The following is a 25,063-nucleotide window of genomic DNA, read 5'->3' on the forward strand; positions in this document are numbered from 1 at the left end:
ACGACCCTGATTAACCCCCGAGCTGTCGGTTTATCGCTTCTTGCTCGGACCGGACGGGTCTACTCTCCGGCACTGTCGAACGTGATCGGGGGATACGTCTCGGGGGGATGGGTCATGGCATGGCTGGTGTGTGGCCGGTGGACGAAATGGATCGTCCTCGGGCTGTGGGTGGTGGTGCTCGCGGTCGCGGGACCGCTGGCCGGGAAGCTGTCCGGGGTCGAGAAGAACGACAACTCGGCCTGGCTGCCCGGCAGCGCGGAGGCGACCAAGGTCGCCGACCTGCAGAGCCGGTTCGGTCCCGACAACATCGCGCCCGCCGTCATCGTGTACGAGCGCGGCGGCGGCATCACGGCGGCGGACCGGGCCAAGGCCACGGCCGACGTCGCGCGTCTGCAGCAGGTCGCGGGCGTCACCGGCCAGGTCGCCGGTCCCGTGCCGGCCAAGGACGGGCAGGCGCTGCAGACCCTCGTGCCCATCAAGATCGATGAGGACGGCTGGGAGAAGATCGTCGACGTCGTGGACGACGTCAAGGCGGTGACCGGGACGCCGTCGGACGGGCTCGCGATCCACCTCGCCGGGCCGGCGGCGACCGCGGCGGACTCCGCCGGGGCGTTCGAGGGCATCGACGGCACCCTGCTCTACACGACGCTCGCCGTCGTGACGATCATCCTGCTGATCACGTACCGGAGCCCGGTGCTGTGGCTGTTGCCCATCATCTCCGCGGGCGTCGCGCTGACCACCGCACAGGCGGTCATCTACCTGCTCGCCAAGCACGCCGGGCTGGTGGTCAACGCGCAGAGCGCTGGCATCCTCACCGTGCTGGTCTTCGGCGCCGGCACCGACTACGCCCTGCTGCTGGTCGCCCGTTACCGCGAGGAGCTGCGCCGGCATGAGGACCGGCACGAGGCGATGGCGCTCGCGCTGCACCGGGCCGGCCCGGCGATCATCGCCAGCGCGGCCACCGTCGCCGTCGGCATGTCCTGCCTGACCCTGGCGGAGCTCAACTCGACCAGCGGCCTCGGCCCGGTCGCCGCCCTGGGCATCGTGGTCGGCCTGCTCGCGATGGTCAGCCTCCTGCCGGCGCTGCTCGTCATCTGCGGGCGCTGGCTGTTCTGGCCCGTACGCCCCAAGCCCGGCACGGCCGAGCCCACGGCGACCGGCGTCTGGGCGCGGCTCGGCGGCCGCATCTCCGGCCGCCCCCGCATCGTGTGGGTGGTGACCGCGGTGGTGCTCGGCGCGATGTCGCTGGGCCTGCTGCAGCTCGAGGCGAACGGCCTGACCCAGGCCGACCAGTTCACCAGCGAGCCGGCCTCGGTCGCCGGGGAGCAGGCGCTGGCCCGGCACTTCCCGGCCGGTCAGGGCCAGCCGGTGGTGGTCATCGGCCAGAATTCAGCGTCCGCGCAGATCCGGTCCGCGGTGGCCGCGACGCCGGGCATCAGCTCGGTCGCCGACCCGGTCGTCAACGGCGACCTGGTGATGTACGAGGCCGTGCTCGACTCGGCGCCGGACAGCGACGCCGCCATGGCCACCATCGAGCGGGTGCGTGACGCGGTCCATCCGTACGGAGGCGCCCAGGTCGGCGGCATGACGGCCATGACGCTCGACATCAACGAGGCCAACGACCACGACAACCGGCTGATCATCCCGCTGGTGCTGCTCGTGGTCCTCGTGATCCTCGGCCTGCTGCTGCGGGCGGTGGTGGCGCCGCTGGTGCTGATCGCCACGGTGGTGCTGTCGTTCGCCGCCGCGCTCGGCGTCAGTGCCCTGGTGTTCCGGCACGTGTTCGGCTTCGGCGGCGAGGACACGTCGTTCCCGCTCTACGTGTTCGTGTTCCTGGTGGCGCTGGGCATCGACTACAACATCTTCCTGATGACCCGGGTCCGCGAGGAGACCCAGCAGCACGGCACCCGGCGCGGCGCCCTCGTCGGCCTCGCGGCCACCGGCGGCGTCATCACCTCGGCGGGCCTCGTGCTGGCGGGCACGTTCGCCGCCCTGGCCAGCCTGCCGCTGACCGCGTTCGCCGAGATCGGTTTCGCGGTGGCGTTCGGCGTGCTGCTGGACACGCTCGTCGTGCGCTCGGTGCTGGTGACCGCGCTGACCCTGGACCTGGGCCGGTGGATGTGGTGGCCCAGCCGGCTCACCCGGATCCCCGACGCCCCGCAGGCCGAGCCGGTCACCCCCGGCGCGCCCGGCCGGGACCTCGATCCGGTGTCCTGAACTGGCTATTCTCCGCTGCATGAGGTTCACGGGCGAGTTGCAGGCCACCGGCGGCACGACCACCGGCTTCCCGGTGGACGACGAGGTCGTCGCGGCGCTCGGCGGTGGCGGCCGGCCGAAGGTCGTGGTGACCGTCAACGGCTGCCGGTGGCAGGGCTCCATCGCCCGGATGGGTGGCACGTACTGGCTGGGCGTCAGCGCGGAGCGCCGGGCCGCCGCCGGGATCGCCGCCGGCGAGGTGCACGACGTGGACGTGGAGCTGGACACCGCCGTCCGCGAGGTCGACGTCCCCGCCGACCTCGCGGCGGCGCTGGCCGAGGCGCCCGAGGCGAAGCGCTTCTTCGAGGGGCTGTCCTACAGCAACAAGAGCTGGCACGTACTGCAGGTGACCGGCGCGAAGACCGACGAGACGCGGGCCCGGCGCATCGCCAGGTCGGTCGCGATGCTCAGCGAGGGCAAGGCCCGGTAACCGCCGTCAGCCGATGCGGTTCAGCGTCGTGCCGACGAGCTTCTTCCAGTCGGAGGAGAACTGCGGGTTGGCGCTCGCGTCGGACTTGCCGAGGCGGTAGATCGCGTACTGGTCGACGAGCACGACGTTGCCGCGGGACAGTGCCACCACCGCCACGTCGGCCGTCGCCGGGTGCGCCTTGTCGTACTGCTTGTTGCGGACGGTGACGAAGCCGGTCCAGCCGCCCTCCTCCAGCGGGGCGGTCGTGACGGTCTCCGTGTACGCCGGCTCCTCCCGGTCGCCCGTCTTGGCCGGCCGCTGCACGCTGGGCGGGCAGGCGTCGGCCACCGTACGCAGCGTGGCCAGCGCGGTGGCGGAGGAGACGGCGTCCTCGTAGACGAGGCCGATCTGGGTCAGGCTCTGCACGCCCTCGGTGCCCTCGTCGGAGAGCGGAGCCGCGACGACGGACGGCTTGCCGGGCACGGCCGCGGGCGTGGTGTCCGCGCCGCAGACGCTGACCAGCTGCCCCGGAGCCGCGGACTCGGTGGGCGCCTTCCACGTCGGGCCGACGTCGGCCGGCTTGAGCAGCGCGTTGCGCACCGTGTCGACGCCGATCGTGGTCGGGTCCGGCTTCGGCGGGTCGTCCGAGGAGCACCCGGCGAAACCGGCGACGGCGGCGACCGCGACGACGCCTCGGAGCAGGCGACCAACGACAAGCATCCGGCCATGATGGCAGACGCGCCGCGGTGACCGACCGTGACCACCAGCCCGTCACCGCCCCGGTACGCACGGTGGCCGCCAGGGTCTTCAACCCGACATCGGGGAGCACCGGTGTATCACCGGGACACCGGGGCCGATCTTTCCACCGGATGCGGCCGAGGGGGACGTGTCCGGCCGCCCGCCGGCGTATCGCCGGCGGGCGGCGTCTGACAGGGGAAGGGCGCGCCGCCCCGCTGGGTGACACCGCGCCGGTGGACTGAGGGCGGGGCCTGGGGGGAACCGGCTCCCGGCCCTGCCGTTATCCGGCCGCCACCCGGTTGCGGCCGGCGCGCTTCGCCTCGTAGAGCCGCTGGTCCGCGCGGGCCATCGCGTCGTCCAGGTCGCCGCCCGGCGCGACCGCGGCCACGCCGAAGCTGATGGTCACGGTCAGGCCGGGCTCCAGCTTGTCCCACGGGTACGCGGCCACCTGCGCCCGCAGCAGCTCGCAGCGGGCCCGCGCGTCGGCGAGGTCGGCGCCGTCGAGGCCGAGCAGGAACTCCTCGCCGCCGAGCCGCGCGACCAGGTCCAGTTCGCGGACGTTGTCCCGCAGCACCGCGGCCAGCCGGCGCAGCACCTCGTCGCCGACGAAGTGGCCGAAGCGGTCGTTGACGCCCTTGAAGAGGTCGACGTCGGCGATCGCCACGCACAGCGGCCCGCCGGTCATCTCCGGCAGCCGCAGCTCCGCGCCGCGCCGGTTGGGCAGCCCGGTGAGCGAGTCCTCGGTGGCCTGCCGCTGCCAGGACACGCTCGCCTCCTCCAGCTCGGCGCTGCGCACCCGCGCCAGCTCGGCCTCGAGCCGCGCGTTGTCCAGCTCGAACTGGTGCACCGCGACCCGGGCCCGGGCGGCGGCCACGTCGTTGTGCGCGGCCCGCTCCAGCCCGTGGTACGCCCGGTAGTGCCGCAGCGCCGCCGCGAAGTCGCCGACCAGCTCGTACGCCTCGGACAGCTCCCGGTGGATCTCCATGGCCATCGGCCTCTCGCCGGCCTCCATCGCCCGGTCCAGGGCGGCGAGCAGGCCCTCGATCGCCGCCGCGCACTCGCCGCGCATGAGGCGTACGCGCGCCTGATGCTGCAGGGCGCCCGACTCCAGCGACCGGTACCCGTGGATCGCGGCGATCGCCCGGGAATTGTCGATCATGCGTTCGGCGGCCTCGAAGTCGCCGTCGAGCGCGCGCAGCATCCCGAAGTTGTCGAGGCAGATCGCCTCCCGGAAGGGGTTGCCCGCGGCGCGCGCCAGCCGCAGCGCCTCGTCCACGTACCCGAGGGCGTCGTGCAGCATGGCCTGCGCCCGCGCGTCGACGCCCGCAGCCCGCAGCTTCCCCACCTGATGGACCGCGTTGTCGCCGACGTTGTTGAGGATGCAGAAGCGAGCCTCGGCGTCCATGCCCTCGACCATGGTCAGGGCCCGCATCAGGTACTCCGTGCTGAGCTCGTGGTTGCCCATGCTGCCGTGCACCACGCCGGTGCGGTTGTGCACCCAGTACAGCAGGTTCCGGTCGCCGAGCCGCTGGGCGATCTGGCGGCCGCGGGCCAGCTCCTCGAGGGCCTCCTCGTGCATGCCCAGCTCGTTCAGCGGCATCGCGAGGGAGGTGAGCACCTCGCAGATCGCCGCCTCGTCGCCGCGGCGCTCCAGTACGGCCACGGCCTCCCGGCAGGCGGCGACCGCGGCCTCCTGCTCGCCGAGGCGCAGCAGCTGGTTGGCCATCGACCGGAGCGCGCGGGCCTGCCCGTCGCCGTCGCCGGCCGAACCGGCCAGCTCGGCGGCCTGCCGGGCCAGCTCCGAGCCGGCCCGGTAGTCGCCCGCCAGGCGGCGTGCCTCGGCCTGGTCCAGCAGCGCGGCCACCTGGACGGCGGCCGCGCTGCGCGGAGCCTCGACGAGGGCGCTGCCGGTCATGTGTCGAAAATCGCCGGAAACGGGCCCCGGTTGAGTGAAACCGTCCGACCAGTTCCGCAGACGGCACGTTTCCGGGATTACCGAGCATCACCGGGCTCCTACTGTCAGTGCCACGCCCGGTGCGGGCGTTGGAGCAGCCCAGGAGGCCGGCATGACCGCCCGTCCCATCGTCCCGACCGTTCTCGTTCTCGCCGCCGCGATGACCGCTCTGACCGGGTGCGGCGGCTCGGCCGACCCGGAGGCCGCGCCCAGCGCATCCGGTGCCCCCGGTGCCGTCGCCGGGCTCGGTGGCACCGAGGCGGACAAGGCGGACCAGGCAGACGAGGCGGCCGACGCCGGGGTCACCACCGAGGACGTCGTCAAGCCGAAGACCCCGAAGGCGCCCGCGACGGCCGAGCCCCGGCCGGAGGGTCCGCGCATCGTCTCGTTCACGGTCGTGCAGAAGCCCCGGTGCCCGCAGGGCACGACGGCGTACGAGACGAAGGCCGTCCCGCTGGTCATCAGCTGGAAGATCAGCGGCGCGGACTCGGGTGCCCTGTCCGTCGACGACCCGACCGGCACCCCGGGCACGTACGGGCCGGTGAGCAAGCACGGCAGCCAGGAGTTCACGTTCTCCTGCGGCGGCGCAGTCGGCACCACCGAGACCCACACGTACGCGCTCTACACCGTCGGCGGCGGCGCGCAGAAGCACAAGACCCTCACCGTGTCGGCCAAGGTGCTCGAGCGTGGCGTGCCCGTCAGCGGCGCGCCGGACTGAGTCAGCGGTTCGCGTACGGCTCCACGGCCGCGGTCAGCGCCGACCGCAGCATCCGCTTGGGCCGCGCCCCGACGATCGTGTTCACCACGATCCCGGCGCGGAACACCATCAGCGTCGGCATCGACAGCACCCGGTACGCCCGCGTGGTCTCCGGGTTCTCGTCGGCGTTGAGCTTCGCGATCCGTACCCGGCCGGCGAACTCCCCGGCCAGCTCCGCGAGCGAGACGGCGACCGGGCGGCACGGCGGGCACCACTCGGCCCAGAAGTCGACGAGCACGGGCAGGCGGGCACCCAGCACCACGTCGGCGAAGGTCGCGTCGGTGACGGTGATCAGCGGATCTTGCGGATCTTCAGGCATCGGGTCTCCCGTTCCTCGATCGCCTGGGCCAGTTGCACCCGCAACCGGTCCCGGACGGCGGACAGCTGATCGAGGCAGCCTTCGACCTCGGCGAGCTTGCGGCGCAGCACCGCGACCGAGTCGGGACACACGTGCCCGGCGGCGTTGCCGGCGCGCAGGCACGCCACGAACGGCCGGATGTCGTCGAGCCCGAAACCGGCGGCCAGCAGCGCCCGGATCTCGTGCACGACGCGCAGCTCGCCCTCGTCGTACCGCCGGTAGCCGTTGGCGTCGCGGCTCGGCTCGACCAGGCCGTGCTCCTCGTAGTAGCGCAGCGTGCGGGCGCTGGTGCCGGCCCGCTCGGCCAACTCCCCGATCAGCATGCGACCCAAGCTAGGCCTTGCCACCGGCGTCAAGGCAAGCGATGTGACGCCGGTTATCCGCCGGCGGCGGGCTTCTTCGAACAGGGCAGCAGGCCCGCGCGGTCCTTCGCCGCCAGGACGTGCCTGGCGGCGTCGGTCAGCCGGGCGTCGAACGTCGGCGACCGGCGCGCCTCGGCGACGAGCGCCTCGGCCATCGGGCCGGCGTCCTGCGGCCGGATCGTCAGCACCAAATCGCCGCCCGCTGCGACGAACCTGATCGCCCGCTCGCCGACCGGCACGACCGCCGCCGCGTCCGCCGCGCCGACGTCGTCCGACATGACCAGGCCGTCGTAGCCGAGCCGCTCCCGCAGCAGGCCGGTGATGATCGGCTTCGAGTACGTGGCGATGCCGCCCCGGTCCAGCCGCGGATACCGGGCCGAGGAGATCATGACGCCGGCCGATCCCGCGCGGATGCCCGCCGCGAACGGCTGCAGGTAGGGGTCGGTCGCGGTGGTCGTCGCGTCCACGGCGTCGCGGGAGACGTCGGTGTTCGCCCGTACGCGCCCGAGCCCCGGGAAGTGCTTGAGGACGGTCAGCACCCCCTCGCCCTGCGACGCGGTCACCGCCGTCCCCACGTCCGCGGCGACCTTGCCCGGGTCGGAGCCGTACTGCCGGTGGAACGCCCCGATCGGCGGGTTGCCCACGCCCACGCTCGCCGGCACGGTGTCGGCGACCGGGGCGAGGTTCACGGTGACGCCGATGCCGTGCAGCCGCTGCGCGCCGTCGCGTACGGTCTCCCGCAGCTTGTCCGGCGAACCGCGCCCCAGCCGCTCGGCCGTGGGCATCAGGGGGAAGTCGGCGCCCTTGAGGGTCTGCACGTTGCCACCCTCCTGGTCGACGGCGACCAGCGGAGGCACCGGCGCTGCCCCGCGCAGCGCGGTGATGTCGGCGCGCAACGCGTCCGCCGACCGGGTGCTGCGCCCGGCCAGGAACACCCCGCCGAGGCGGTAGCGGCGCACGGCCGCCTCGAGGTCCCGCGGCGACCCGACCGGCGTGCCGATCATGAGCGCCTGACCGGCCCGTTCCTCCGGCGACAACCCCGCCAGCGTGCCCGCGGCGCAGTCCACCGGCGCCGATGCCGAAGCCGGCGGGGACGCCGACGGCGCAGCGGAGGACGGCAGGGGCCCGGCGGTGGGGGCGGCGGCGGTTGCGGGCGGGGCGGCCGGCGGCCTCTCCGAGCAGCTCGCACCTCCGGCGACGAGGCAGAGAGCGGCGACTGCGTGAACCGGGCGTCTCCACATCGGGCCCACGTTATCGCGCGGCCCCGGCACGGTCCCTCTAGCGTGGGGGAGTGCGCCACTACTCCGTCGACCTGGCCGCGCCGTCCGGCGGCCGCCGCGGCACCCTCGCCGTGTACGGGCACTACGGCCGGCCGGTGCTGGTGTTCCCCACCGAGGGCGGCGACGCCGGGGAGTTCGCCCGCAACGGCATGGTCGGTGCCGTGGAAGGGCTCGTCGAGGCGGGACGGGTGAAGCTGTACTGCGCCGACTCGTTCGACGCCGAGACGTGGTCCGCGCACCACCTGCCGCTCGAGGAACGGGCCTGGCGGCACGCCGCGTACGAGTCCTGGGTCCTCGACGCGGTCGTGCCGCACATCCGCGACGACACCGGCGCGGACGCGGAGATCGTCACGCTGGGGTGCTCGCTGGGGGCGTACCACGCGCTGAACTTCGCCTTCAGACGCGCCGATCTCTTCCCGGCCGCGCTGTGCTTCTCCGGCAACTACGACCCCGGCACGTGGAACGGCTGGGGCGACCGCGGCGACGCCGTCTACTTCAACAACCCGATGGACTACGTCGCCAACCTGCACGGCGACCACCTCGCGTGGCTGCGCGACCGGCTGACCGTGCTGCTGGTGTGCGGGCAGGGCCGTTGGGAGGACACGACCGGCGCGCTCCCGGCCACCCGGCGGATGGACCGGCTGCTGGGCGACAAACAGATCCGGCACGAGCTGGACCTGTGGGGCCCCGAGATCCCCCACGACTGGCCGTCGTGGCGGGATCAGCTCGCCAAGCACCTGCCCCGCTTCTGCTGACTAGTTCAGGTGGAAGCGCCGGTCCACGGCGAGCTTCGCGAGGTCGGTGGCGCTCAGCGGAAGCTTCTTCAGCGGCGCGAGGCCCGGCTCGGCGTTCGTGGCCGTGCGGGACTGCGCCACGTAAACCACGACGCCGTCCGGGTGGCGGTATGCCGCCCACTGGTTGATGCGTTCGTCCGCGTCGGAGGCCGATGCGACCCCGACCCGGGCCGCGCCGACGCGGACCACGTGGCAGTCCCCGCCCAGGCCCCAGAACTCGGCCGCCAGCTTGCACGGGTCGGTCGGCAGGCCGTTGCCGAGGGTGTGCACCTCGGCCAGCAGCCGCCCGGTGCCCGTGCCGTCGGCGACCGCGGCGGAGGCCAGGTAGCCCCACGAGTCGTGGTCCTCGACAGCGGCCTGGTGGTCGCGCAGCGGGATCCCGTCCCGCGCGGTGCCCTCCGGCTTCGTGTAGCCCTTCGGCACGACCGCGAGCAGCTCGTCCAGGAGCTGCCTGCCCCTTTCGTAGCGCTCGCCGGACCGCGCGGTCGCATCTTCCTGGGGCTGGCCGTCGCCGTCGAGCGGCCATGACGGCTTGGTCTCGGCGCCCGCGCCGGGCGGGGTGCCGGTGACGGTCGCGGGCGCGGACGGCATGGGCTGGGGCGGCCCGCCCGCCTGCACGGGTCCGCCGCTCCGGGTGTCGCCGTGGCCGCCGGCGATCAGCGGGCCGGCCACCAGCACGGCGGCGACCACCGCGGCGGTCGCTCCCGCGCCGGTCCAGGCCCGGCGGTGCACGGCACGGCGCCCGGCTGCCACCGCGGCCGCCGACGCCATGGGCGGGGGCGTACGGGTGGCGGTCATCGTGGCGCGCAGGGCCTCCCGCAGGTCGTTCTCGTTCACGCTGCCTCTTCTCAGTCGGCTGTCACGGGGTGGGAGATCAGCGAGCGCAACGCGTCCAGCCCGCGCGCCGCCTGGCTCTTCACCGTCCCGGGGGAGCAGTGCAGCGCGGCCGCGACATCCTCGACGGACATGTCCTCCCAGTACCGCAGCACCAGGACGGCCCGCTGCCGGGGCGGCACCGCGGCCAGCGCCCGCACCAGATCGACGCGGTCGTCGGCGGACTCCTCCGGCAACGGCCCCTCGACCGGCGTCTCCTGCGGACGTTCCCGCCGCCACCAGCCGCGCCGCCCGTCGTCGATGAAGGTCCGGATCACGATCCTGCGGACGTACGGGTCCAGCGCGTCGTGCCGTCCCACCCGGTGCCAGTTCACGTAGAGCTTGGTGAAGGCGGCCTGCACGAGGTCCTCGGCCCGGTGCCAGTCCCCGCAGAGCAGGTACGCCGTCGCCCGCATGGCCCCGGACCGGGCCGCGAAGTACTCGGCGAACGCCCCGTCCCGATCGCTCATCCCCACCCCTATCCGTTCGGTCCCGTTAAGCACGAGACCGGGACCGCGCCGGGTTGCACGCCGGGCCGAATTTACGTCCCGGAGTGCTCGCCGGGGGCGCCCGCCAGCCGCCCGGCGTAGTGCGGGCGGGCCGACGGCGGCTGCGACCCGTCGACGTCGGTGAAGCCGTACTCGCGGGCGAGCTCGGCGACCACCAGGCAGCGCCCGGCATGGCGGGCCACCTCCGGGTCGGCGGCCAGGGCGACGACCGCGCGGCCGGTGAACTCCGGCGACTCCGAGTCGGACAGGTCGAAGAACTCGGCCGCCCGCATGACTCCCTCGGTGCGGACCAGCCCCGGATACAGCGCGACGGCGGTGACGTCACGCGCCCTCAGCTGGGCCGCCGTCACCGCCACCATCCGGTCGTCCGCGGCCTTGGCGACGCTGTAGGCCACCTGGTCGTCGCCGCTCGGGTAGGAACCGGGGAAGAACGAGACGGTGGCCACGAGCGCGCCCGGCCGCAGCAGTGGCACCGCCAGGACCGTCGCGGTGTAGTGGGCGCGCACGCCCGCGGTGAACATGTCGTCCCACACCGAGAGCGGTTGCTCCCAGAACGGTCCCTCCATGTCGGTGTGCCGGTCCTCGTGGTACGCCGCGTAGCCGCCCCAGACGTTGTTGACCAGCACGTCGATGCCGCCGCTCACGTCGCGCACGCGGTCGAACAGCGCGCGGACCTGCGCGTCGTCCGTGTGGTCGCAGACGACGGGGACGCCGTGCCCGCCGGCCGCGGTCACCTCGCGGGCGGTCAGGTCGACGCTGCCGCCCACCACCGGGTAGGTGACGCCGGCATCCGTCGAGCGGCCGGTGACGAAGACGGTGTATCCGGCGGTGCCGAGGGCCCGGGCCACACCCCTGCCGAGACCGCGGCTGGCTCCGGTGACCACGGCCGTACGTTGCTCAGTCATGGTCCGCATCGTGCTGTGGGGGTACGACAGTTCCGGCGAGGTTCTTGCGCATGCGGACCAGGGGGACCGGTACGCCGCCCGCCGCGTCGGTCAGGTGCTCGACGACCCGGTAGCCCGCGGCCTCGTACAGGGGGCGGCCGGACAGGGTGCCCATCAGCTCCAGGACCGTGAAGCCCTCGGCCGTGGCGGCCTGTTCGCAGCGGGACAGGATGAGCCGGCCGACGCCGCGGCGGGCGTACGCCGGATGGGTGTACATGGCGCGGATCTTGGCGGGGTCGCGGGCCGGATCGAGCGGGGCGGGGTCCCGGCCGCCCGAGTGGTCGCCGCCGTAGAGGGTGGCGCGCCGGCTCCAGCCGCCGCAGCCGGCGAGGTGCCCGTCGAGCTCGGCCACGAAGTACGTGCCGTCGTCGACGAGCTGGGTGTCCAGGCCCATGATCGCGTGGCTCGCGGCGATCTGGGCCGCGTCGAGGAACCCGCGCTGCAGCTCGGCGATCGCCGCGTCGATCAGCGGCCGGAGGGCGGGCAGGTCGGCCCGGGTGGCGAGCCGGCTGGTGAGCGTCATGCGCCAAGGATGCCGGGCGCGCCGGGGCGGGCCGAGGGTGCCCGCCCCCGGCCCGCCGTTACCGGCCCGGTTCTCAGGAGACGAACAGGGCCTTCCCCGTGCCACCCGGGACTGTGTGGGACCGCGCCGAGAGCGCTGCGGGGGCGACGAAGGCGAACGTCACCGGCGCGCTCACCCCGCCCGGCGTGGTCACCACGATGTTCGTCGAGCCGGCCGCGCGGGCCGGCACCGTGAGCCGGAGGGTGGTGTCCGAGACCCGGACGAACGGCACGGTCAGCGTGCCCACCGTGACCTTGGAGGCAGCGGTCAGGTTGATGCCGGTGACCGTCACCGTGGTCGTCGTGCGGGTGGAGCCGGTCGCCGTGCTCAGCGCGGTGACCGCCGGTGGCGGCGGGGCGATCCAGGTGAACCGGGCGCCGGGAACCTCCGCGGTCGTGCCGCCCCGGGTGGTCAGCCGCAGCTGGAAGGCGCCGGCCGCGTGCACCGGCAGGGTCACCTTGAGCTGGGTGTCCGAGACCTTCGTGTACGGCACGGCCACGCCGCCCACGGTCAGCCTGGTGGAATCGGTGAAGTTCGCCCCCGTCACCACGACCGGGGTGCGGGCGTACGTGAACCCGCTGCTCGGCACGACCGACGTGATCTCGGGGACCGGCGGGGCGACGTACGTGAAGGATCCGGTCGTGTTCTCCCCGCCCGGCGTGGTGATCCGCAAGGCCGCCTCCCCCGCCGCGTGCGCCGGCAGGGTGACCTTGAGCTGGGTGTCGGAGACCTTGGCGAACGGGACCGTCCGGCCGTCCAGCGTGACCTTCGTGACGCCGGTCAGGAAGGTGCCGGTGACCACGACCGGCGTCGTGCGGTAGGTCAGCCCGCTGCCCGGCGTCAGCGCGGCGACCACGGGCGGCGGCGGGTTCTCGTACGTGATCGAGCCGGCTGTCCTGCTGGTCCCGCCCTTGTTGGTGACCGTGACCGGGTAGATGCCGGCGGTCTTCGCCGGCGCGAGGAAGCTGAGCGACGTCGCGGTGACGGCCTTCGCGGTCGCGGCGGACGTGCCGATCTTCACGGCCGTGACGCCGGTCAGGTCCGTGCCGGTGAGCGTGACGGTCTGCCCGCCGAAGACGAGCACGGTCGCCGGGCTGAGGCCGGTGATGCCGGGCGGCGGCGGGACGTACGTGAACTTGCTCGCCGTACCGGTGGCGCTGGTGCCGGCGGCGTTCGACACGGTGACGTCGACCGTCTCGATGGCGTGCGCCGGCGCGACCGCCACCAGCTTCGTGACGCCGCCCGAGCTGACCGGCTGGAACTGCGCCGTGGTGGCGCCGAACCGGACCGAGGTCGCCCCGGCCAGGCCGGCCCCGGTGATGGTCACCGAGGTGCCGGCGGTGCCCTTGGCGACCGACAGCGCGGCGACAGTGGGAGCCATCGCGACCGGCGCGGCGGGCGTGGTGATCCCGCTGACCGTGTACGCGCCCGACGCCTGCCGGGTCACGAAGTCCCAGGAGAGCTTCGCGTCGCCGCCGTTGCCCCAGCCCGTACCCCACGAGTTGCGGATCAGCACGCCCTGCGCGTCGTACCCGTACGCGGCGATCATGTGACCGCCGAGGTTGGTGCCGGTGAGCGTGGAGTAGACGGTGTGGCTGCGCAGGTACATGAAGTCCTTGAAGACCGGGATGCCCAGGGCGACCGGGCTGCCCGAGGCCAGCGACTGCATGATCGACGTCTTGGCCGTGGCGCCCTGGCCGGCCCCGTTGAACAGCCGGGTCCAGCCGCTGACCCGGTAGTTGCGGGCGTTGGCGATCTGACCGGCGGTCGGCGGGCTCTGCCAGTTCGTGGTGCCCTGCCAGTAGTCGGACTGGGTGTCGACGCCCGCGGTCTGAGCGTTCGCGAGCACGGCGTCCGGGTAGAGCCCAGCAGTCGGTGCGCCGCCGGGCGCCACGTTGCGCATGTACAGGAAGAGCGGCGCGTACGGGGCTCCGGCGCCGGCCGTACGGTTCGCGTAGTAGCCCATGATGCTGTAGCCGATGGACCACGCGACGCAGGAGCCGATCTGCCCCTGGTCGCCGGGGGCCGGCGCGTACGACCGCAGATCGACGGACGTGGGCAGGACCTCGAGGGCGGCAGCGCCGCCACGGACCCGCGCCGGGGTACGGCCCGCGCTCGGCAGCAGCCCCCCGACGGCGTGCGGCAGGGCGGACGGGCGGCCGGTGGCGGCCTCGGCGGCGGTGGCGGAGACGGCCACCGGTGCCGCGGTGATGACCGCGGCGGCGAGCATCAGCCAGCCGCGGGTGAGGGAACGGGAAGTCCAGCGCATCCGGGGGTCCTTTCCAGTGACGCGTGGGCAGCCCTATCGGCCCGGTGCGCGAAACCTTGAGCACTTCTTGATCCGCATCCGGCGCGACGCTGAGTCGAATCAACGACCGATCGGGTGCCCGGCGCTCCCGCCGCGACGAAGGTACGGAGGTGTGAAGAAGCTTCTGGTCACCCTCGTTCTCGCCCTCGCCGCCACCGGCCCGGGTGCCGCCGCGGCCGCGGTCCCGGCGGCCGTGGACATCGACGGCGTGCGGGCCTGGAACACCCTGGCGCTCGACGCGGTACGCGCGAACCGGGCCACGGACGCCGACGCCGCCCGGCTCTACGCGATGGTCGACGTCGCGATGTACGACGCGGTCAACGGTCTCCCCGCCGGGCCGTCGCACCCCGCACGCGCGTACGCCCTCGTGCCCGGTGCCGGGCCGCACGGCGGTGACCCGCAGGCGGCCGCCGTCGCCGCCGCGCACGCGGTGCTGATCCGCCTCGACCCGGCGCGGACCACCACGTACGACGAGCACCTGCGCGCCGACCTGGACCGGCTGCGCGCCGGGACCGGCGGTCACGGAGTGGACGGCGGCGCGGCCTGGGGCACGCACGTCGGCGAAGCGGTCGTCGCGGCCCGCGCGGACGACGGCTCGACGCCCGTGGAGACCCAGCCCGCGGGCGCCGGCCCCGGCGTCTTCCGCGCGCAGTGGTCGGGCGTGCAGTACAGCCACGTGCGGCCGTTCGCCGTCGCGGACCCCGGCCGGTACGTGCCGGGCCCGCCGCCGGCGCTGGGCAGCCTGCCGTACGCCGCGGCCTTCGCCGAGGTGGCGCTGCTCGGCAACGCCGCGCTGCCGGACCCCGAGCTGCAGGCCACGTTCCAGTTCTGGTCGCTGCCGGCCGGATCGAGCCAGCCGCCCGGGGAGTGGCTGTCGATCGCGCTGACCGTCTCCCACGACCGGCGGCTGCCCCTGGCCGAGCAGGCCCGGCTGACCGCGCTGCTCACGATGGCGCTCGCGGACACCACGGTCGCCACCGTCGGCACCAAGGCGACGTACCGGCACTGGCGTCCCACCACCGCCATCCGGGAGGCCGACACCGACGGCAACCCGCTCACCGCGCCCGATCCGACGTGGACGGCGCGGGCGGGGAGCGTGGGCGGCACCCCGGAATACGTGTCCGGGCACAGCTCGTACAGCGCGGCGGCGGCTGCCGTGCTGGCCGGCTTCCTCTGCACCGACGCCGTCCCGTTCACCCACGCCACCGACTCCGCGCCGGGCGGGGCGGCGCGTGCGTACCCGGGTTTCGCGGCGGCCGCCGCCGAGGCCGGCCGCTCGCGCGTGTACGGCGGCCAGCACTTCGAGTTCAGCAACCAGGCAGGCCTCGGGATCGGCCGCGGGGTGGCCGGTGAGGTCCTCGCGACCCGGCTGCTGCGCCTGCACGGGCCGACGCACGTGGGAGCCTGCCCCCGCTGATCCGGACGCGGGCCACCGGACCGGCGGCCGTGGTGCTCGGCCGCCGGTTCCCGGTCAGCCGGTCACAGCCAGTCCGACTCGGTGGCCGTCCGGATCGCCTCCACCCGGCTGCGCGAGCCCGTCTTGTGGATGATCGTCGACAGGTAGGTGCGGACGGTCCCCGCTGTCAGGAACAGGGTGCTGGAGATCTCCCGTACGGACATGCCCTGAGCGGCCAGCCGCAGCACGTCGCGTTCCCGGGCGGTGAGCGGGCTGGCGTGCTGCCGCGCCACCGCGGCGGCGAGGCACGGCTCGATGAACCGTTCCCCGGCGGCGACCCGGCGGACGGCGTCCACCAGGTCCTGGAGACGGCAGTCCTTGCTGAGGAACGCCTGCACCTTGCGGCCCAGGGCGTGCCGCAGCGCGCCCGAGGCGGCCCCGGTGGTCAGCGCCAGGACGCCGCCGCCCGGCTCGTGGTCGGTGATGGTGTCGAGGGCGCCGGTGACCGACGGGCTGAGCGTGTCGAGGTCGACGACGGCGAGTTCCGGGTCCCAGGTGCCGAGCAGGTCCGGGGTCACCTCGGCGCTCGTCGCCTCGGCGACCACGTCGAGGTCGTGGTGGTGGGACAGGGCTGCGCTCAGAGCGGTTCTGAGCAGGACGGCGTCGGCGACCAGCAGAATGCGGATCACGGCGGATTCCTTCCCGAGAATGTGCCTGCCGGTTCCGTCCGGGCACCTCACGGCGCGGACCGGCGACGGACAGGGATTCGGGTACGCCCGTACGCCACCTCGACGGCGGCGCGGCGGGCGCGGGAAGGATTCAGCCGGGGGGAAGGGCGAGGGTCAGGCGGCGGCCGTGGCCACCCTGGAAGGTGTGGACGAGCAGGCCCGCCGGGCGCAGAGCCGGCCGCCAGGCGGAGACGGTGGTGGCCCAGCCGCCCGCACCGGCCTGCGAGCCGCCGCTGGCGGAGACCGGGCTCATGCCGGGGGTGGGCACCCCGGGAACGTTCGGGGGTGCCGGGACGGAACCCGGTTCGCCGGTACGGTCGCCGCGCGGCTCGGACCGGTCCTCCCGTGTCGTGGTGGTGCTGCTGCCATCGCAGTTCAGCGGCTGTTCGCCGGAGGCCGGAACGGGCGGCAGCTCCGCCTGCCGGGGTGCCGTGAGGACGGGCGGCAGGGCGGGTGCCCGCGCGTGGCGGATGCCCGGCTGGGGAGCGGTGGGCACGCGGACGGGGGAGACGGCGATGCCGGGGGACGGCCGGGGCGTCCCGGTCCGGGCGGCGGGGAGCGGCACGGGCGGGACGGCGGTCTCGGCGATGGGTGGGACGACGGTACGGGTCACCGGCCGCAGAACGACCTCGACGGCGGTCTCGGCTGCCGGCCGCACGACGAGCTCGACGGCGGTCCGGGCTGCCGGCCGCACGACGAGTTCGACGACCGTCTCGGCGGCCGGCCGCACGACCACGTTGACGACGGGGCGGACCACGGTCTCGGCTGCCGGTCGCACGACCGCGTCGACGGTTGTCTCCAGCACGCCCCGCACGGCAGGCCGGACCACCGGCTTGGCGGTCCTGAGCACCGGCTTCGTCACGGGGGAGGTCCGGGCGGTCACCCGCTCGGTGGTGTGGTCCACCGTGGACCGCACTCTCGCGATCGGCCCGTCGGCGTGGCGGCGCGCCGCCGACCGGATGGTCCGCTCCCGCACGGCGGGTGCCGGCTGCCGGACCGTGTCGCGGACCGCCTTCCGGACCGCCTTCCGGACCGGTCGATGAGCGTTGCCGGTGGAGCGAGCCGTCGTGCCGGAAGCGCGAACAGCCTTGCCGGTGGAGCGGATCGTCTTGCCTGTGGAGCGGATCGCCTTGCTGGTGGAGCGGATCGTCTTGCCGGTGGAGCGGATCGCTGTGCTGGTGGGGCGGACCGTCTTACCCGCGGAGCGGATCGTCTTACCCGTGGCGTGGGTGGTCTTGGCCGGGTGCGCCGGCTCGGCGGGCCCGGTGCCCGTGGCGGCGCGTCCCGGCGTGGCCTTCCGGACCGTCTCGGCGACGCTGCGGACGACGCCTGGGCCGCTGTCCCCGGAACCGGTCACGGCGGCGAGCGGAGAGCCGGAGGAGCGCCCGTCGGCATGCGCCATCTCGGCGCTGAACAGCAGGTAGGCGACGACCGCCAGCCCGCTCACAATCATCAGACGAATAGCGGTCCGGATAATGTGCCGAGGTAGGTGTCCGGTCGCTGATGACGTCGACACCGCAGCTCATTCCTCTCGCACGAATTCGGCCGTCCACTCGCGACCGTAACACCGGCCCGCGGTGATCGCACAACGGCGGCGCGCCTCTTTTCCCGAGGTTCCTTCGCTCAAACCCTGCGTTTGTCAGAAATCCTCGGTGAGTGTGTGCCGGTCACCTTCTGACATCGGCGACTGGGGCCGGTGGGGCCCGGCACGGCAGCATCGGTGGGGACAGGAAAGGAGCCGGCATGGACCGCCGATACGACGCCTACTGCGCCGCTGACCCGCTGTTCTACGACTCCCTCGCGACCGCCGAGCGCTCGGCCGGGGACTTCCCGGCGGCGCGCCGGCCGCTTCCCGAGGGGTGGCGGATCCAGGCGCACGACGACTGGCTGATCGCCGGTCCGGTCGGCGCGGTCCTGCCCCGGCAGGGCTGGAAGATCCATTCTTCGGGATGTCCGGAGAACGCGGAGAAGATCGTCGACAGGGTCTGGGAGTACTGCGTAGCGCGGTCAATACCGTTCAAGTTCCTGCGTTCTCGCCAGGTGCTGTTCATGCGCAACTCGAAATATTCTCCGCGGGCCTCCAGCGGCAAGCTGGTGACCATTTATCCGGCCGATGAACAGGCGTTGCACACGATCCTCGCCGAGCTCGGTGAGCAGCTGGCCGGCGAGCCGGGCCCGTACGTCCTCAGCGACCTGCGCTGGGCTGACGGCCCCCTGCACGTCCGTTTCGGCGCCTTCGCGCACCTGTACTGCGTCGGCGACAACGGTGACCTCGTCCCCGCCCTCGAGGGCCCGGACGGCGTCCTCGAGCCCGACCGGCGGCAGGCGACGTTCAGCACCCCGTCCTGGGTGGAGCTTCCGTCGTTCCTGCAGCCGCACCTCGACGCCCGCAACGCGGTGACCACGCACGGGCTGCCGTACCGGATCACCGAGGTGCTGCACTACAGCAACGCCGGCGGGTTGTACGCCGCGCAGGACACGCGTACCGGCGAGCGAGTCGTGCTCAAGGAGGCCCGCCCGTACGCCGGCCTCGACGGTCGCGGCGACGACGCCATCACGCGGCTGCGCCGGGAGCGGGAGATGCTGGACCGCGTCGCGGACGCCGGCTTCACGCCCCGGGTGCACGACACGTTCCCGCTGGGCGAGCACGAGTTCCTGGCGCTCGAGTACGTCGAGGGCGACCCGCTGAACCGGCTCATCGTGCAGAAGTACCCGCTGACCGACCCGGACGCCGACGAGACGGCGCTGAGCGCGTACACGGATTGGGCGCTGGGGGTCTATGACCAGGTGGCCCGGGCCGTGCGTGCGCTGCACGAGCGCGGGGTGGTCTACGGCGACCTGCACATGTTCAACATCATGGTGCGGCCGGACGGGCGCATCGCGCTGCTCGACTTCGAGGTGGCCGCCCCGGTCACCGAGCTCCGCCGCCCGGGGCTGCGCAACCAGGGTTTCGCGGCGCCCCGCGACCGGGTCGGTCCGGCCGTCGACGAGTACGCCCTCGCCTGCCTGGCGCTCGCCCTGTTCCTGCCGCTGACCCCGCTGCTACGCCTGGACCTGGCGAAGTCCCGGCATCTCGCGGACGTCATCGCCGAGCACTTCCCGGTGCCGCGCGCGCTGCTCGACGAGGCCGTCGCGCGGATCGAGGGCCCGCACCCGGACCGGGTACGCAGAGCCGGCGTCCGGGACTGGTCGGTCTTCGACGCGGGGCCCGGGAACTGGCCGCGGGCCCGCGACACGCTGGTCCGGGCGATTCTGGCCAGCGCCACGCCCGGACGCGACGACCGGCTGTACCCCGGCGACATCGAGCAGTTCCGCATCGGGGGTCTCGGGATCGCGTACGGCGCCGCCGGCGTGCTCTACGCGCTGGCGGAGGCGGGCGCGGAGATCCCGCCCGAGCACCGCGACTGGCTGCTCAAGCGGGCCGCGGATCCCGGGTTCGACCCGCGGCACGGGTTCCTCGACGGGCTGCACGGGGTCGCGTACGTCCTGGACCACCTCGGGGAACGCCGCGCCGCGCTGGACGTGGTCGAGCGCTGCCTGACCGACCGGTGGGAGGGCCTCGGGCCCGACCTGGGCACCGGCATCGCCGGCATCGGGCTGAACCTGCTGCATCTGGCGCGGCGGACGGGCGAGACCGGCCTGCGCGCGGCGGCGTTCCGGGCGGCGCAGATCAGCCGGGACCGGCTCGGCGGGCCGGACTCCGTACCCGAGGTCAGCGGCGGGCGGCACCCGTACGCCGGCCTGACCCGCGGTTCGAGCGGCGTGGCGCTGCTGTTCCTGCGGATGTACGAGGAGACGGCCGACGCCGAGTTCCTGGACCTCGCGGCCACCGCGCTGCGGCAGGACCTGCGGCGCTGCGTGACCCGCCCGGACGGCGCGCTCGAGGTGAACGAGGAGTGGCGCACGATGCCGTACCTCGGTGAGGGCAGCGTCGGTATCGGGCTGGTGCTCGACCGCTACCTGCGGCACCGCCCCGGCGACGAGGACCTCGCCCGCGCCGCCGACGGGATCGCCCGCGCCGCCCGCTCGCCGCTGTACGTGCAGCCCGGCCTCTTCGCCGGACGTGCCGGCATCCTGGCGTACCTCGCGTTGCGGCCCGAGCCCGATCGGGAGCTGGTGGCCGCGCAGGTCAGCCGGTTGGCGTGGCACGCGTTGCCGTACGGCGGCGGCCTGGCCTTCCCGGGCGAGCAGCTGCTGCGGCTGTCGATGGACCTCGCCACCGGTACGGCCGGCGTGCTGCTCTCGCTGGCTCTCGCCCAGCCGGGCCGGCGCGCCTCGCTGCCGCTGCTGGGACGGGCCGATGACTTCCACGCGGAGCGCGTGGAGACCGACGACGTGGACGGGAGGAGGTGAACGGACATGGCGCTTATGGATCTGCAGGGCATGGAGCTCTCCGCCGAGCGCAACGGTGGCGGAGGAAGCCGGGCCTCGCTGCTGCTGTGCGGCGACAGCTCGCTCAGCGTGACCACCTGTAACTGATGACGGGCCGGCTCATGGCCGGCACCTGCACCCCCACCACAGCACGAGCGACTCATCACGCGAAGGAGAACGATCATGGCACTTCTCGACCTGCAGGGCATGGAACTGACCACCGAGCAGCGCAACGGCGGCGGCGGCGGAAGCCGGGCCTCCCTGCTGCTCTGCGGCGACAGCTCGCTGAGCGTCACCACCTGCAACTAGCCGATCGATCGATCGCGACGCACGCGCCCCGGGTGCCGGCCACCAGCCCGCCCGGGGCCGCGTGGTGCCACCACCGTGCTCACCGAAGGAGGCCCGATGGTTCCCGCGGGACCGCGCCGGTCCACCCTGGTGCTGCTCGCCGTGACCGCGGGCCTCTGCGCCGTCGCGGAGCTGGCCCTGCCGCTGGCGATCGGCCGGACGGTCGACGAGGTCTCCCGGCGCGGTGCCGGGCCGTGGCTCGCCGCTTCGGTGCTGCTGATCGCCGTGCTGGTGGTGGCCGACCCGATCCGTGACCTCGCGGCGGGGCTCGCGCCGGCGTACCGGACGGCCGAGCTGCGCCGCCGGCTGGTCCGGCACTCGCTGAACCTCGGCGGCCGCGCCGGCTCACCGGGGGACGTGGTGAGCCGCGTGATGACCGGGGCCGCCGACGCCGGGCACGGGGGCGTCGCCCTCGTGCTCGCCGTGATCGGCATGGTGCCGGTCCTGGGGGCGGTTGCCGCGCTGGCGTACCTGGACGGCCGGCTCGTCGTCGGTTACCTCGCCGGCGCGGTCGTCATCACCGCGCTGCTGCGCCGCCACGTCCGCGACACCTCCGGCACGGTGCTGCGGTACCAGCGGGCCCAGGCCGACATCGCCGAGCGGCTGTCCGAGGCGATCGCGGGCAGCCGTACGATCGCCGCCGCCGCGACCGTGCCCACCGAGATCCGCCGCTGCCTGCGCCCGCTGCCGGCGCTGTCCGCCGAGGGCGTACGGACGTGGCACGTGCTCGCCCGGTCGGCCGGTCAGGGTGCTCTCACCGGGCCGCTGCTGCAGCTCTCGGTGGTGGCCATCGGCGGCTGGCTGCTCTCGGCCGGCCGGCTCACCCCGGGCGAACTGCTCGCGGCCATCCAGTACGGCGCCATGGGCGCGGGCATCGGTGGCCTGGTCGCCGGGTTCGGCCGGGTCGCCCGTGCCCGCGCCGGAGCCCGCCGGGTCGCCGAGATCCTGGACCGCCCCGCACCCCGCCACGGCCCGCGTACGCTGCCGCCCGGCCCCGGCACCCTGACCTTCGAGAGCGTCACCGCCCGGGTGGCCGGGGAGCCGGTGCTGCGGGACGTGTCCCTGACCGTCCCCGGTGGCCGGCCCGTCGCCGTCGTGGGCCGCTCGGGCTCCGGGAAGTCGGTGCTCGCCTCGCTCGCCGCCCGGCTCACCGATCCGGACGAGGGCCGGGTGTGCCTGGACGGCGTACCGCTGACGGAGGTGTCCGCCGAGTCGCTGCGCCGCGAGATCGGCGTGGCGTTCGAGCGGCCCGTGCTGGTCGGTGCCACGGTCGGCGCCGCCGTGGCGCTCGGGCAGGAACGCCCGCAGCCGTACACGGTCGACGCGGCGCTGCGGGCGGCCCGCGCCGACACGTTCGTGTCCCGGCTGCCTCAGGGCATGGGTACGCCGCTCGCCGAGACACCCCTGTCGGGCGGCGAGGCGCAACGGCTCGGACTGGCCCGCGCGTGGCACGCCCGGCGGTTGCTGGTGCTCGACGACGCGACGTCCAGCCTGGACACCGCCACCGAGGCGGAGATTCTGCATCTGCTGACCGGGGAGTCGCAGCGGACGCACCTGATCGTGGCGCACCGCGCGGGTACGGCGGCACGGTGCGCGAGCGTGGTGTGGCTGGAAGCCGGCCGGGTCCGCGCGATCGCGCCACACCGGCAGTTGTGGCACGACCCGGACTACCGTGCCGTCTTCGGCGGTGATGCGGCGTGAGCCCGGACAGCGGCTCCACGGCGCGGGTCGCCGGGCGCGAGACCGCGGCGGTGCTGCGCCGGCACCGGCGTGCCGTGGGCAGCCTGCTCGCCTGGTCGGTGCCGGAGGCGGCCCCGGCCATGCTCACCGGGTTCGTCGTGGCGCGCGCGGTCGACGACGGCTTCCTCGCCGACCGGCCGTGGACGGGCACCGCCTGGCTCGCGCTGCTGGTCGCGGCCGCGGTCCTCGGCGCGTGGGGCGCCCGGAACACCCATCGGGCGGTGGCCGGCGTGGTCGAGCCGTTCCGCGACGACCTGACCCGCCGCGTGGTCGCCGCCGGCGTGACCACGGCGGCCCGGCATGCCGGGACACCCGCGACGGACGGCGCCGTGGCCCGCCTGACCAACCAGGTCGAGGGCGTACGGGACTCCTTCGCCGGCCTGATCCTCGTCTCGCGCGGCTTCGTGGTGACCGTGCTCGCCGCCCTGCTCGGCACCGCGTCTCTCGCCCCGTCCCTGCTGCTCCTGGTGGCCCCGCCGCTGCTGGGCAGCATCGTGATGTTCTCGGTGGCGCTGCGCCGGGGGGTCCGCCGGCAGCGTGACTTCCTGTACGCCGGCGAGCAACTCGCCGACCGTACGGCCGCCGTGACCGCAGCCGCCCGGGACGTGGCCGCTTGCCGTGCCACGGAACGCGCCGCCCGGTACGCCGACGAGGCGATCACCGCCCAGGCGCGGGCGGAACGGGCGCTGGCCCGCCTCGCCGCGGTCCGCTCGCTCACCGTGGCCGTGGGCGGATGGCTGCCGCTGCTGGCCGTGCTCGCCGGAGCGAACTGGGTCACCGGCCGCGGGCTGAGCACCGGCGCGCTGATCGGCGTGCTCACGTACCTGGCGCAGGTGGTGGTGCCGACGCTGGACATGTTCGTGCAGACGGTCGGCAGCGCCGGGCTCCGCTTCGTGATCACCCTGGACCGGCTCGTCCGTCGCATCGGGCAGCGCGCCACGGTCGCCGCCGATCCGGGTCCGTCCGCCCGGCGGCCCGCCGGCTCCCGCCTCGAGCTGCGCGGCGTGACGTTCCGCTACGGCGCCGCGGCCCGGCCCGTGCTGCACGACTTCGACCTGACCGTGTACGGGTACGACCACCTCGCCGTCGTCGGCCCCAGCGGCGTCGGCAAGTCCACCCTGGCCGGTCTGCTGTGCGGGACGATCAGGCCGGACGACGGCGAGGTGCTGCTCGGCGGCGTACCGATCGAGGAACTGGAACCCGCCGCGCGCGCCCGGCACCGGGTGCTGATCCCGCAGGAGGCGTACATCTTCCCCGGCAGCGTGGCCGACAACCTGCGCTATCTGAACCCCGGGGCCGGCGAGCAGGACCTGCTCGCTGCGGTCGACGTGCTCGGCGCGGGTGCGTTGCTGGAGCGGCTCGGCGGGCTGGGCGGCGAGGTCCGCCCGCGCGAACTGTCGGCCGGGGAGCGGCAGCTGCTCACGCTGGTGCGGGCGTACGTGGCCCCGGCGCCGGTGGCCGTCCTCGACGAGGCGACCTGCCACCTCGACCCGGCGGCCGAGGAACGCGTCGAGCGGGCGTTCGCCGCCCGTGGCGCCCTGGTGGTGATCGCCCACCGGATCAGCTCGGCGATGCGGTCGCGGCGGGTGCTGCTGCTCGACGGCGACCGGGCGATGCTCGGCGATCACCGGAGCCTGCAGGCGGCCAGCGCCCGCTACCGCGAGATGACCGGCTACTGGACCGCGGCGTCAGAGCCAGCCGGCGCGCCGGGCCCGGTTGATGGCGTCGATCCGGCCGTCCGCGCCGATCTTCGCCGCGATGCCGGTCAGCCGGTTGCGCACCGTACCGGGTGACAGGAACAGCTTGCGCGCGATCTCGTCCGGCGGCATCCCCTCCGCGGCCAGCGCCAGGATCTCCCGGTCGCGCTTCGTCAACGGGTTCGGCGGCCGGTTCAGCAGCGACGCGACGAGCTCCGGGTCGATCACCGCGCTGCCGTTCGCGAGGCTGCGCAGCGCCGACAGCAGGTGGTCGAGGGAGGCCCGCTTCGTCACGAAGCCCACCCCGTCGAGGCGGTCGGGGTCGATCCGCGCGAGCACGTCGTGCCGGTCAGCCGCGAGCAGCACCAGGACCTTCGACTCCGGTACGGCCCGGCGTACCGCCCGCGCGGTCACCAGCGGATCGTCGTCGGCGCCGTCGAGGTCCAGCACCGTCACGTCGGGGCGTACGGGCAGCGACACCGCCTGGGCCCAGGCCGGCAGCTCGGCGACCACGTCCAGGTCGTCCTCACCACGGAAGGCGGCAGCCAGGGCGCCGCGGTACAGCGGCGCATCCTGAACGACGGCGATGCGAATGCAATGGGAGCGCCCCGGCACCGCGCCATCGTCACACGCGGGAGATCCGCGACGCTGTCGCCGATCCGGCTCGGGAAAACCGGAT

23 protein-coding genes are annotated in these 25,063 nt (G+C 74.2%); 10 read left to right on the forward strand and 13 right to left on the reverse strand.

Annotation, left to right across the window (positions count from 1 at the left end; genetic code table 11):
• Positions 1–114: 114 nt before the first annotated feature.
• Positions 115–2,217, forward strand: coding sequence for an MMPL family transporter (locus tag IT780_RS09780; protein ID WP_199511125.1), 2,103 nt, complete (start codon positions 115–117; stop codon positions 2,215–2,217).
• Between the two features lie 19 nt (positions 2,218–2,236).
• Positions 2,237–2,686, forward strand: coding sequence for a YdeI/OmpD-associated family protein (locus IT780_RS09785; protein WP_199511126.1), 450 nt, complete (start codon positions 2,237–2,239; stop codon positions 2,684–2,686).
• Between the two features lie 6 nt (positions 2,687–2,692).
• Here IT780_RS09785 and IT780_RS09790 read toward each other — a convergent pair whose 3' ends face one another.
• Both IT780_RS09790 and IT780_RS09795 read right to left on the reverse strand, forming a co-directional pair.
• Positions 2,693–3,385 carry a hypothetical protein gene (locus IT780_RS09790; RefSeq protein ID WP_199511127.1) on the reverse strand — a complete coding sequence of 231 codons (693 nt, stop codon included), beginning with the start codon at positions 3,383–3,385 and terminating at the stop codon, positions 2,693–2,695.
• A gap of 298 nt (positions 3,386–3,683) precedes the next feature.
• Complete coding sequence (locus IT780_RS09795) at positions 3,684–5,318, reverse strand: GGDEF domain-containing protein (protein ID WP_199511128.1); 1,635 nt, start codon at positions 5,316–5,318, stop codon at positions 3,684–3,686.
• 151 nt (positions 5,319–5,469) lie between these two features.
• Between IT780_RS09795 and IT780_RS09800 the strand changes: the two genes are divergently transcribed.
• The gene (locus IT780_RS09800) at positions 5,470–6,075 is read left to right on the forward strand and encodes a hypothetical protein (protein WP_199511129.1); all 606 of its coding nucleotides are present in this window, start codon (positions 5,470–5,472) and stop codon (positions 6,073–6,075) included.
• Position 6,076: 1 nt separating this feature from the next.
• Here IT780_RS09800 and trxA read toward each other — a convergent pair whose 3' ends face one another.
• From trxA to IT780_RS09815, 3 genes are read right to left on the reverse strand one after another with little or no spacing between them, the layout of a single operon-like run.
• Positions 6,077–6,433 (reverse strand): thioredoxin, encoded by a 357-nt coding sequence (gene trxA / locus IT780_RS09805; RefSeq protein WP_199511130.1) that lies wholly within the window; start codon positions 6,431–6,433, stop codon positions 6,077–6,079.
• Complete coding sequence (locus tag IT780_RS09810) at positions 6,406–6,795, reverse strand: MerR family transcriptional regulator (protein WP_199511131.1); 390 nt, start codon at positions 6,793–6,795, stop codon at positions 6,406–6,408. Before IT780_RS09810 ends, trxA begins: the two co-directional genes overlap by 28 nt.
• 53 nt (positions 6,796–6,848) lie before the next feature.
• Positions 6,849–7,901 (reverse strand): glycoside hydrolase family 3 N-terminal domain-containing protein, encoded by a 1,053-nt coding sequence (locus IT780_RS09815; protein WP_307831112.1) that lies wholly within the window; start codon positions 7,899–7,901, stop codon positions 6,849–6,851.
• A 224-nt stretch (positions 7,902–8,125) separates the two neighbouring features.
• Between IT780_RS09815 and IT780_RS09820 the strand changes: the two genes are divergently transcribed.
• The gene (locus tag IT780_RS09820) at positions 8,126–8,869 is read left to right on the forward strand and encodes an esterase family protein (RefSeq protein WP_199511133.1); all 744 of its coding nucleotides are present in this window, start codon (positions 8,126–8,128) and stop codon (positions 8,867–8,869) included.
• Here the strand turns inward: IT780_RS09820 and IT780_RS09825 are convergent, their stop codons facing one another.
• The 5 genes from IT780_RS09825 to IT780_RS09845 form a co-directional block, all read right to left on the reverse strand.
• A complete protein-coding gene (locus IT780_RS09825) occupies positions 8,870–9,745 on the reverse strand; it encodes a hypothetical protein (protein WP_199511134.1) in 876 nt (291 codons plus the stop codon). It lies immediately after the preceding gene.
• An 11-nt stretch (positions 9,746–9,756) separates the two neighbouring features.
• Positions 9,757–10,251 carry a SigE family RNA polymerase sigma factor gene (locus IT780_RS09830; RefSeq protein ID WP_199511135.1) on the reverse strand — a complete coding sequence of 165 codons (495 nt, stop codon included), beginning with the start codon at positions 10,249–10,251 and terminating at the stop codon, positions 9,757–9,759.
• 71 nt (positions 10,252–10,322) lie between these two features.
• On the reverse strand, positions 10,323–11,195 hold the full coding sequence (locus IT780_RS09835; RefSeq protein ID WP_199511136.1) for an SDR family NAD(P)-dependent oxidoreductase: 873 nt from the start codon (positions 11,193–11,195) through the stop codon (positions 10,323–10,325).
• Positions 11,188–11,757, reverse strand: a complete 570-nt coding sequence (locus IT780_RS09840) for a GNAT family N-acetyltransferase (protein ID WP_199511137.1) — start codon at positions 11,755–11,757, stop codon at positions 11,188–11,190. The genes IT780_RS09835 and IT780_RS09840 overlap by 8 nt, the downstream gene beginning before the upstream one ends.
• A 73-nt stretch (positions 11,758–11,830) precedes the next feature.
• Entirely contained in the window at positions 11,831–14,065 is a 2,235-nt protein-coding gene (locus IT780_RS09845) for an IPT/TIG domain-containing protein (RefSeq protein WP_199511138.1), read from the reverse strand.
• Between the two features lie 151 nt (positions 14,066–14,216).
• Between IT780_RS09845 and IT780_RS09850 the strand changes: the two genes are divergently transcribed.
• Entirely contained in the window at positions 14,217–15,521 is a 1,305-nt protein-coding gene (locus tag IT780_RS09850; protein ID WP_307831113.1) for a vanadium-dependent haloperoxidase, read from the forward strand.
• 62 nt (positions 15,522–15,583) lie between these two features.
• On the opposite strand, the gene IT780_RS43020 is transcribed toward IT780_RS09850, so the two are convergent.
• Entirely contained in the window at positions 15,584–16,189 is a 606-nt protein-coding gene (locus tag IT780_RS43020) for a LuxR C-terminal-related transcriptional regulator (RefSeq protein WP_199511140.1), read from the reverse strand.
• Between the two features lie 130 nt (positions 16,190–16,319).
• Entirely contained in the window at positions 16,320–17,681 is a 1,362-nt protein-coding gene (locus tag IT780_RS09860; protein WP_199511141.1) for a hypothetical protein, read from the reverse strand.
• Positions 17,682–17,971: 290 nt separating this feature from the next.
• On the opposite strand from IT780_RS09860, the gene lanKC reads away from it, so the two are divergent.
• The 5 genes from lanKC to IT780_RS09885 all read left to right on the forward strand — a co-directional run bounded on the left by lanKC (position 17,972) and on the right by IT780_RS09885 (position 24,480).
• Positions 17,972–20,581, forward strand: coding sequence for a class III lanthionine synthetase LanKC (gene lanKC, locus IT780_RS09865; protein ID WP_199511142.1), 2,610 nt, complete (start codon positions 17,972–17,974; stop codon positions 20,579–20,581).
• 6 nt (positions 20,582–20,587) lie between these two features.
• Positions 20,588–20,707, forward strand: coding sequence for a SapB/AmfS family lanthipeptide (locus IT780_RS09870; RefSeq protein WP_199511143.1), 120 nt, complete (start codon positions 20,588–20,590; stop codon positions 20,705–20,707).
• A 75-nt stretch (positions 20,708–20,782) separates the two neighbouring features.
• Complete coding sequence (locus IT780_RS09875; protein WP_199511144.1) at positions 20,783–20,908, forward strand: SapB/AmfS family lanthipeptide; 126 nt, start codon at positions 20,783–20,785, stop codon at positions 20,906–20,908.
• Between the two features lie 96 nt (positions 20,909–21,004).
• Complete coding sequence (locus IT780_RS09880; protein WP_199511145.1) at positions 21,005–22,648, forward strand: ABC transporter ATP-binding protein; 1,644 nt, start codon at positions 21,005–21,007, stop codon at positions 22,646–22,648.
• Positions 22,645–24,480, forward strand: coding sequence for an ATP-binding cassette domain-containing protein (locus IT780_RS09885; protein ID WP_307831114.1), 1,836 nt, complete (start codon positions 22,645–22,647; stop codon positions 24,478–24,480). The genes IT780_RS09880 and IT780_RS09885 overlap by 4 nt, the downstream gene beginning before the upstream one ends.
• Here IT780_RS09885 and IT780_RS43025 read toward each other — a convergent pair.
• Entirely contained in the window at positions 24,376–24,999 is a 624-nt protein-coding gene (locus tag IT780_RS43025; protein ID WP_199511146.1) for a response regulator transcription factor, read from the reverse strand. The genes IT780_RS09885 and IT780_RS43025 overlap by 105 nt on opposite strands.
• Between the last annotated feature and the right edge of the window lie 64 nt (positions 25,000–25,063).

It is taken from the genome of Nucisporomicrobium flavum, assembly GCF_016464385.1.
Classification (GTDB): domain Bacteria; phylum Actinomycetota; class Actinomycetes; order Mycobacteriales; family Micromonosporaceae; genus Actinoplanes; species Actinoplanes flavus_A.

Excerpts from the sequence above, each read along its gene's own strand:
- IT780_RS09800 (WP_199511129.1), top strand. The coding sequence starts at position 5,470 with ATGACCGCCCGTCCCATCGTCCCGACCGTTCTCGTTCTCGCCGCCGCG.
- IT780_RS09870 (WP_199511143.1), top strand. The coding sequence starts at position 20,588 with ATGGCGCTTATGGATCTGCAGGGCATGGAGCTCTCCGCCGAGCGCAAC.
- IT780_RS09810 (WP_199511131.1), bottom strand. The coding sequence starts at position 6,795 with ATGCTGATCGGGGAGTTGGCCGAGCGGGCCGGCACCAGCGCCCGCACG.
- IT780_RS09785 (WP_199511126.1), top strand. The coding sequence starts at position 2,237 with ATGAGGTTCACGGGCGAGTTGCAGGCCACCGGCGGCACGACCACCGGC.
- IT780_RS09840 (WP_199511137.1), bottom strand. The coding sequence starts at position 11,757 with ATGACGCTCACCAGCCGGCTCGCCACCCGGGCCGACCTGCCCGCCCTC.
- IT780_RS09795 (WP_199511128.1), bottom strand. The coding sequence starts at position 5,318 with ATGACCGGCAGCGCCCTCGTCGAGGCTCCGCGCAGCGCGGCCGCCGTC.
- IT780_RS09835 (WP_199511136.1), bottom strand. The coding sequence starts at position 11,195 with ATGACTGAGCAACGTACGGCCGTGGTCACCGGAGCCAGCCGCGGTCTC.
- IT780_RS09860 (WP_199511141.1), bottom strand. The coding sequence starts at position 17,681 with ATGATTGTGAGCGGGCTGGCGGTCGTCGCCTACCTGCTGTTCAGCGCC.
- IT780_RS09780 (WP_199511125.1), top strand. The coding sequence starts at position 115 with ATGGCATGGCTGGTGTGTGGCCGGTGGACGAAATGGATCGTCCTCGGG.
- IT780_RS09845 (WP_199511138.1), bottom strand. The coding sequence starts at position 14,065 with ATGCGCTGGACTTCCCGTTCCCTCACCCGCGGCTGGCTGATGCTCGCC.
- trxA (WP_199511130.1), bottom strand. The coding sequence starts at position 6,433 with ATGCCTGAAGATCCGCAAGATCCGCTGATCACCGTCACCGACGCGACC.
- IT780_RS09830 (WP_199511135.1), bottom strand. The coding sequence starts at position 10,251 with ATGAGCGATCGGGACGGGGCGTTCGCCGAGTACTTCGCGGCCCGGTCC.
- IT780_RS09875 (WP_199511144.1), top strand. The coding sequence starts at position 20,783 with ATGGCACTTCTCGACCTGCAGGGCATGGAACTGACCACCGAGCAGCGC.
- lanKC (WP_199511142.1), top strand. The coding sequence starts at position 17,972 with ATGGACCGCCGATACGACGCCTACTGCGCCGCTGACCCGCTGTTCTAC.
- IT780_RS09790 (WP_199511127.1), bottom strand. The coding sequence starts at position 3,385 with ATGCTTGTCGTTGGTCGCCTGCTCCGAGGCGTCGTCGCGGTCGCCGCC.
- IT780_RS09880 (WP_199511145.1), top strand. The coding sequence starts at position 21,005 with ATGGTTCCCGCGGGACCGCGCCGGTCCACCCTGGTGCTGCTCGCCGTG.